General features: G+C 71.4%; 9 protein-coding genes. 5 read left to right on the top strand and 4 right to left on the bottom strand.

The features are described from left to right. The 4 genes from AB0M20_RS19470 to aroA all read right to left on the bottom strand — a co-directional run. On the bottom strand, positions 1-709 hold a 709-nt coding region (locus AB0M20_RS19470; RefSeq protein ID WP_364299946.1), incomplete at its 3' end, for a hypothetical protein. Positions 710-771: 62 nt separating this feature from the next. Continuing rightward, on the bottom strand, positions 772-1,572 hold the full coding sequence (gene hisN, locus AB0M20_RS19465; protein ID WP_364299938.1) for a histidinol-phosphatase: 801 nt from the start codon (positions 1,570-1,572) through the stop codon (positions 772-774). A 9-nt stretch (positions 1,573-1,581) separates the two neighbouring features. Next, positions 1,582-2,619, bottom strand: a complete 1,038-nt coding sequence (gene rsgA, locus AB0M20_RS19460; protein WP_364299944.1) for a ribosome small subunit-dependent GTPase A — start codon at positions 2,617-2,619, stop codon at positions 1,582-1,584. Positions 2,620-2,622: 3 nt separating this feature from the next. After that, the gene (aroA, locus tag AB0M20_RS19455; protein WP_364299936.1) at positions 2,623-3,903 is read right to left on the bottom strand and encodes a 3-phosphoshikimate 1-carboxyvinyltransferase; all 1,281 of its coding nucleotides are present in this window, start codon (positions 3,901-3,903) and stop codon (positions 2,623-2,625) included. Positions 3,904-3,981: 78 nt separating this feature from the next. Between aroA and AB0M20_RS19450 the strand changes: the two genes are divergently transcribed. From AB0M20_RS19450 to rsrA, 5 genes are all read left to right on the top strand, one after another. Next, entirely contained in the window at positions 3,982-4,668 is a 687-nt protein-coding gene (locus AB0M20_RS19450) for an SOS response-associated peptidase (RefSeq protein ID WP_364299934.1), read from the top strand. 186 nt (positions 4,669-4,854) lie between these two features. Continuing rightward, positions 4,855-5,250 (top strand): WhiB family transcriptional regulator, encoded by a 396-nt coding sequence (locus tag AB0M20_RS19445; protein ID WP_364299932.1) that lies wholly within the window; start codon positions 4,855-4,857, stop codon positions 5,248-5,250. An 11-nt stretch (positions 5,251-5,261) separates the two neighbouring features. Further along, entirely contained in the window at positions 5,262-5,867 is a 606-nt protein-coding gene (locus AB0M20_RS19440; protein WP_364299930.1) for an alpha/beta family hydrolase, read from the top strand. A 75-nt stretch (positions 5,868-5,942) separates the two neighbouring features. Further along, positions 5,943-6,731 (top strand): sigma-70 family RNA polymerase sigma factor, encoded by a 789-nt coding sequence (locus tag AB0M20_RS19435; protein ID WP_364299942.1) that lies wholly within the window; start codon positions 5,943-5,945, stop codon positions 6,729-6,731. A gap of 5 nt (positions 6,732-6,736) precedes the next feature. After that, positions 6,737-7,015, top strand: coding sequence for a mycothiol system anti-sigma-R factor (rsrA, locus tag AB0M20_RS19430; protein ID WP_364299940.1), 279 nt, complete (start codon positions 6,737-6,739; stop codon positions 7,013-7,015). The last annotated feature ends 61 nt before the right edge of the window (positions 7,016-7,076 follow it).

The raw sequence follows: 7,076 nt of genomic DNA, 5'->3' as shown, positions 1-7,076 counted from the left end.
CGATGATCTGCTCGCCGTGCATCAGCAGGACGACTATCGGGGCGGGCACCGGGCCGGCGGCGTCCATCGCCGCCACCGCGGCCGTGGTGGATCCGCGCTGCATCGCCAGGCCGAGGAGCAGCTGGCCGACGATCGAGTGGGCGATCAGCAGATAGAGCAGCGGATTGGTGCAGAATCCGCCGATCGAGTGCTCGGCGGCCAGCGGGCGGGCGGCGATCGCGGCGGCGGAGAAGGCGATCCCGGCCAGCGACCCGAGCACCACCGAGCCGAGCGCGCCGTGCAGGCGTACCGCGAAGAAGGCCGGCACCGCGATCACCGCGATCGCGACCGCCAGGCCGACCACCCCCGCGGTTCCGAGCTGGCGCGAATGCGCCGGTTGGGCCGAGATGACCAGCGCGGTGATGCCGGCCAGGAGCAGAGCGAGCAGGGCGATCTCGGCGCGTGGCAGACTCCACTTGAGCAGCAGCACGCCGAGCAGCGCGGTCACTCCCAGCCCGGCGGCCACGCTGGCCTGCACCAGGAAGAGCGGGAGGTCGCGGCGGGCCAGGAAGGCGAAGACGAAGCCGAGCACCTGGCAGCCGAGGCCGAGCAGATAGGTCCGGTGACCGGCGAGGCGCAGCAGCAGCCCGGGGTCGAACGTGTGGTGCACCGTCGTCCGCGCCGCGGCGGCGGACTGCAGCAGATTGGCCACCCCGTACGCCGCGATCATGGCGCCGAGGAAGAACCAGCCCGCGGACATCACCCGGCGAGAATAGACCAGGCTTGCACCGTCTAGTCGGGCTTCCGGTCCGCCAGGCGTTGCAGCAGGTCGGAGTGAAGACGGCCGTTCGAGGCGATCGCGCTGCCCTCGCCGGGGCCCGGACGGCCTGCCAGATCGGTGAACGTGCCGCCGGCCTCGGTGACGATCGGAATCAGCGCGGCGACGTCCCACAACGAGAGCTCGGGCTCGACCATCGCGTCCACCGCCCCCTCGGCGAGCAGCATGTATCCGTAGAAGTCGCCGTAGGCCCGGCTGCGCCAGACGTTGAGGATGATGTCCAGCATCGGCTCGAGGCGGCCGCTCTCCGCCCACCCGGTCAGGCTGGAGTAGCAGAAGCTGGCATCGGACAGACGATTCACCGCGGAGACCCGGAGCCGGGTGGCCGCGCGCTGGTGCTTGCCGGCCCAGGCGCCGTGACCGAGCGCGCCCCACCACCGCCGGCCCAGCGCCGGGGCGGAGACCAGCCCGGCCACCGGGATGTCGCCCTCCATCAGCGCGATCAGCGTGCCCCAGATCGGCACGCCTCGGACGAAGTTCTTGGTGCCGTCGATCGGGTCGATCACCCAGTGCCGGCCGCCCTTGGCCGGCGCCGACATGCCGAACTCCTCGCCCAGCACGCCGTCGCGCGGGCGGGCGCGGGAGAGCGTGCCGCGGATCGCCTTCTCCACCGCGGTGTCCGCATCGGAGACCGGGGTGAGGTCCGGCTTGGACTCGACCCGCAGATCCAGGGCGCGGAACCGGGCCATCGAGATGGAGTCGGCGGTGTCGGCGAGCAGGTGGGCGAGCGCGAGATCGTCGGCGTAACCGGCCATGCCCGCACCCTAGGCCATTGATCCATCGTCACCGGCGCGCGACGTCAGCAACCGCCGATACGACTCCAGGCGGCGCGGGTCGGCCTTGCCGGCCGCGACCCACGCGTCCAGCGTGCAGCCGGTGTCGTTCGTGGTGTGCTCGCAGTTGGGCTGGTCCTCGAGAGTGCCCTCGACCAGGTCGGGGAAGCCGTGCAGCAGGCTCTCGGCGCTCACGTGGGCCAGCCCGAAGCTGCGGATCCCCGGGGTGTCGATGATCCAGCCCTGTTTGCCCTTGCGGCCGGGGAGCCGCAGCGCCACCGCGCTGGTCGAGGTGTGCCGGCCCTTGCCGATCGCGCTGACCCGGCCGACCGCGCGCAGAGCGTCCGGCACCAGGCGGTTGACCAGCGTCGACTTGCCCACCCCGGAGTGGCCGACCATGACGGAGATGCGACCGGCCAGCCGCCGGCGCACGTCGGTCAGGTCGCTGTCGGGTTTCACCAGGACGTGCGGCAGGTCGAGCTCGGCGTAGTAGTCGAGCACCTGCTCCGGGCCGGCGAGGTCGGCCTTGGTCAGGCACAGCAGCGGCTCGATGCCCGCGTCGTAGGCCGCCACCAGGCACCGGTCGATGAACCCGGTCCGCGGCGGCGGGTCGGCCAGCGCGCTGACGATCACCAGCTGGTCGGCGTTGGCGACCACGACCCGCTCCAGCCGCCCCTCGGGCGTGGTGTCGTCATCGTCCGCGGTGCGGCGCAGCACCGAGGTGCGCTCGGCGATCCGCACGATCCGGGCCAGCGCCCCGGGCGCGGCCGACGTGTCACCGACCAGCGCGACCCGGTCGCCGACCACCACCGACTTGCGGCCCAGCTCCCGGGCCCGCATGGCGGTGATGATGTCGTCCTCGGCCGGGGCATCCTCGCGCACGCAGCCGTAGCGCCCCCGGTCGACGGTGATCACCAGGGCGTCGACCGCGTCTGAGTGTTTCGGGCGCGTCCGGGTGCGAGGACGCGACGACCGGCCCGGGCGGATCCGGACGTCGTCCTCGTCGTACTCCCGCTTGCGCGCCGGCAGGGGTCAGCTCCTCGAGTGCACCAGGTCGGCCCAGAGCTCGGGGAACTCGGGCAGCGTCTTCGCCGTACACGCTACGTCGTCGAGGGTCGTGCCCTCGACCGCCAGGCCGATCACGGCCGCGGCGTGCGCCATCCGGTGGTCGTCGTAGGTGCGGAACGTGACCGGGCGGAGCCGGCCCGGCGTGATGTCCAGCCCGTCGGGGTGCTCGGTCACGGTCGCGCCGGCCGCGGCCAGCTCGTGGGCCAGCGCCGCCACCCGGTCGGTCTCGTGGCTGCGGATGTGCGCCACCCCGCGCAGCCGGGACGGCCCGTCGGCCAGCGCGGCGAGCGCGGCCAGCACCGGGGTCAGCTCGCCCACCTCGGACAGGTCGGCGTCGAGGCCGTGCAGAGCGCCGGTGCCGCGCACGGTGAACCCGCCCTCGAACGAGACCTCCGCCCCCATCGCGGTGAGCAGCTCGGCCAGCCGCTCGACCGGCTGCCAGCTCCGCTGCGGCCACCCGGCCAGCGTGATCGCGCCACCGGTGACCATCGCGGCGGCGAAGAACGGCGCCGCGCCGGACAGGTCCGGCTCGATCACCCACTCGCGGCCGCGCAGTGGGCCCGGCTCGACCGTCCACACGTCGGGCACGCTCTCGTCCACGGTCGCGCCGGCGGCACGCAGCATGTGGGTGGTCATCCGCAGGTGCGGCGCCGACGGCACCGGCGGGCCCTCGTGGCGCAACACCAGACCCTTGGTGAACCGCGGCGCGGACAACAGCAGCGCGGAGACGAACTGGCTGGAGCCCGACGCGTCGATCACCGCCTCGCCGCCCTCGACCAGCCCGGTGCCGTGCACCGTGATCGGCAGGCCCCCGGTGGGGGAGGCCTCGATCGTCACACCGAGGGCGCCCAGCGCGTCGACGACCGGCCGCAGCGGGCGCCGCCGGGCCTGCGGATCGCCGTCGAAGGTGACTGTGCCCTCGGCCAGGGCGGCCAGCGGCGGGCCGAAGCGCATCACCGTGCCGGCCTGGCCCACGTGCACGGTCGCCGGGCCACGCAGCGGACCCGGCTCGACCGGCCACTCCTCGTCGCTCGAGGTGTCCACCCGGACGCCGAGCGCACCGAGGCCGGCGGCCATCATCGTGGTGTCGCGGGCCCGCAGCGGGCGGACGATGCGGGACGGGCCGTCGGCCAGGGCGCTGAGCACCAGGGCGCGGGCGGTCATCGACTTGGAGCCGGGCAGCCGCACGGAGGCGGTCACCGGGCCGGAGGCGAGCGGTGCGGTCCACGGGTTCACAGGGCTCATTCTGCCGTGCGGGTCCGACGATCCGGCGCGCCGTTTCCCGCCCCCCGGGATCTTGAAGGAAGGCGTACTGTCGCCATCATGTGTGGCCGGTACGCGACGACGCGGAGCGACGCCGACCTCAGCCTGCTGTTCGACGCGGTGGCCGTGGCGGAGGGGCTGGGGCCGAGCTGGAACGTCGCGCCGACCGATCCCGTGCCGGTGGTGCGCGTTTCCCACAGTCGGGGCGCCCGCGTGGTGGATCACGCACGGTGGGGGTTGGTCCCCTCCTGGTCGTCCGATCCGCGGGCCGGCGCTCGCATGATCAACGCACGGGCGGAGACGGTGGCCACCTCCCCGGCGTTCGCGCCGTCCTTCGCCCGCCGCCGCTGCCTGGTTCCGGCCGACGGGTGGTTCGAATGGGTCCGGGACGGCAAGCGCAAGCAGCCGTATTACATGACTCCCGCCGACGGCTTGCCGCTCGCTTTCGCCGGGCTCTGGAGCATGTCCGGCGCCGACGTGCTGACCTGCAGCATCGTCACCACCGATGCGGTCGGCGAGCTGGCCGCAGTGCACAATCGGATGCCGCTGGTGCTGCCCGGCGAGCGGTGGCCGGATTGGCTCGCCGGTGGCGGCGACCCGGCCGCGCTGCTGCGCCCGATGACGGCCGAGGAGCTGTCCTTTCTCGAGATCCGGCCGGTGGGTGAGGGCGTCGGGAACGTGCGGAACAATAGTCCCGATTTAATTGCGCCGGTCCTGCAAGAACAGGAAATAGGGACGCTGTTCTGACTCCCGATTCGTCAGGATGAATCCGGAATGTCACGGTAACTTACTGTGAAGTTTGTTTCGAGATCGACACAAACTCTTGCCCTGATCATGCGTCTCGCGATACAAACCACCGCCGGTGTGGTGCCGGTTCGCACGGGGCGGACGGCGTAACCACGGGTTTACCGGTCCCACGGGGGAGGTGGGCTGATGACACGGGCACGTATGCCGCGTCCGCACGAGGTCGCCATTGCAAGGCGCGACCCGAGGCTGCTTGGGGCGATCGATGAGCGGTGCGCCGATGAGGCGTGGCGCATCCGCGGTGCTTGCCGCACGGTCGATCCGGAAACGTTCTTCCCGGCTCCGAACGAGCCGACCGAGAGTGCGGTCGCACTCTGCGGGAGCTGCGACGTCCAAGGGCCATGCCTGGCCTGGGCGCTGCAGGTGGGGGACTGTCACGGCGTCTGGGGCGGCACCACGCCGCGCGAGCGCCGGGCGATGCTGGTGGCTTGGCGCGAGCGCGTCCAGCCCAACGGCGAGCCGGTCGACGACGGTCCGGACGAGGAAGATCGCAGGCTGCTCACGCTGATTCCGGTGAGCCGCTGACAATAGGGACCGTGACAGGTCTCCCGATCACTGTTGAAACGCCGCGCGGGCCGGCCGAGGTCCGGATCACGGACCCCGCCGGCCCACCGGTCAGCATGCTGGTGCTGGGCCACGGCGCGGGCGGTGGCGTCCACGCGCCCGATCTGACCCGCGTCCATGACGTGGCGGTCGCCGCAGGTGTGCGGGTCGCGCTGGTGACCCAGCCCTATCGGGTGGCGGGGCGCCACGCCCCGGCGCCGGCTGCGCATCTGGACGAGGCCTGGACCATTTGTGTACGCGCCATCTCCGAAGGCCTTCCGCTACTCCTGGGCGGCAGATCGAGCGGCGCGCGGGTGGCCTGCCGCACCGCCGCTTCCCTGGGCGCCGCGGGGGTGCTCTGCCTCGCCTTCCCGCTGCATCCACCCGGCCGGCCCGAGCGATCACGCGCGGACGAGCTGCCGACCGGCGTGCCCACCCTGATCGTCAACGGTGACCGTGACCCGTTCGGGTTACCGGCGCCCGGCGGCCTCATCGAGGTGGCCGTCCGCCCGGGCGCCACGCACGACCTCCGCAAGGATCTGGCCGGCACCGGCGACGTCGTGCTGTCGTGGCTGCGGAAGCACTCCTGGGCCGGTTAGGAATGCCGATGGCGTTTCCGCTGTTGATGCACCCGGAAGGCGACACGTCGGAAGGGGCTTGCGGTGCCAGCCGGAATGGTGGAGATCGATCGGGACGGCCGGGAGGTGCACCGGGTGAGGGATCTGCTCAGGTCGCCCGAGTGGCCGGCCGCGGACCCGGGACCGAGTGTGCCATCGGTGAGCGTCAGCACACATGCGGTTTTCGAGTCGGTTCCTGGGGCACTACCCGTATCCTCGGCGCAACGGTCGAGGGGAGAGGAACGCGTGGCCCAAGCAGAACGCACCGACGAGCGCCGCGCGCGCTTCGAGCGGGACGCGTTGCCGTTCGTCGACCAGCTCTATGCGGCCGGCCTGCGGATGACTCGTAACCCGGCGGACGCCGAGGACCTGGTCCAGGAGACCTTCCTGAAGGCGTATGCCGCGTTCCACCAGTTCGAGGAGGGTACGAACCTCAAGGCCTGGCTGTACCGCATCCTGACGAACACCTACATCAACTCCTATCGCCGCAAGCAGCGCCAGCCCGTCCAGGCGCCGACCGAGGAGATCACCGACTGGCAGCTCGCCGCGAGCGAGTCGCACACGTCCGTGGGCCTGCGGTCGGCCGAGACCGAGGCGCTCGACCGCCTGCCCGACAGCGACATCAAGGACGCGTTGCAGGCGCTCCCCGAGGACTTCCGGCTGGCCGTCTACCTGGCCGATGTCGAGGGTTTCTCGTACAAGGAGATCGCCGACATCATGGGCACGCCGATCGGCACCGTGATGTCCCGTCTGCACCGCGGACGGCGTAACTTGCGCAAGCTGTTGGAGAAGTACGCCGTGGACCGTGGCATCACCCGGACCGCGTCGGAACCGCAGGAGGCGTGAGCGCGATGAGCGACGAGGAGAAGAAGGCTGACTGCGGCGTCGTGCTCTCCGAGGTGTACCTCTACCTGGACCTGGAGTGCAGCGAGAGCCGGCGTGCGCTGATCAAGAAGCACCTCGACGACTGCACCGACTGCCTGCACGAGTACGGCATCGAGCACGAGGTGAAGGCGCTGGTGGCGCGCTGCTGCGGCAGCGAACGGGCGCCGGTGGAGCTGCGCGACCGGCTGCGCGTGAAGCTCAACGAGCTGACCGTCGAGATCGAGCGCCGCGAGTACCTCCCCTGACCTGCGCTCAACAATTGTTTTTTCGTTTCAATTTGTTGATCTAATTCACTTAAAACTTTCG

The organism is Actinoplanes sp. NPDC051633, from assembly GCF_040681735.1.
In the GTDB taxonomy this organism is placed as follows: domain Bacteria; phylum Actinomycetota; class Actinomycetes; order Mycobacteriales; family Micromonosporaceae; genus Actinoplanes.
The sequence above is the reverse complement of the archived record's forward strand: the minus strand, read 5'-3'. Positions and strand labels throughout refer to the sequence as shown.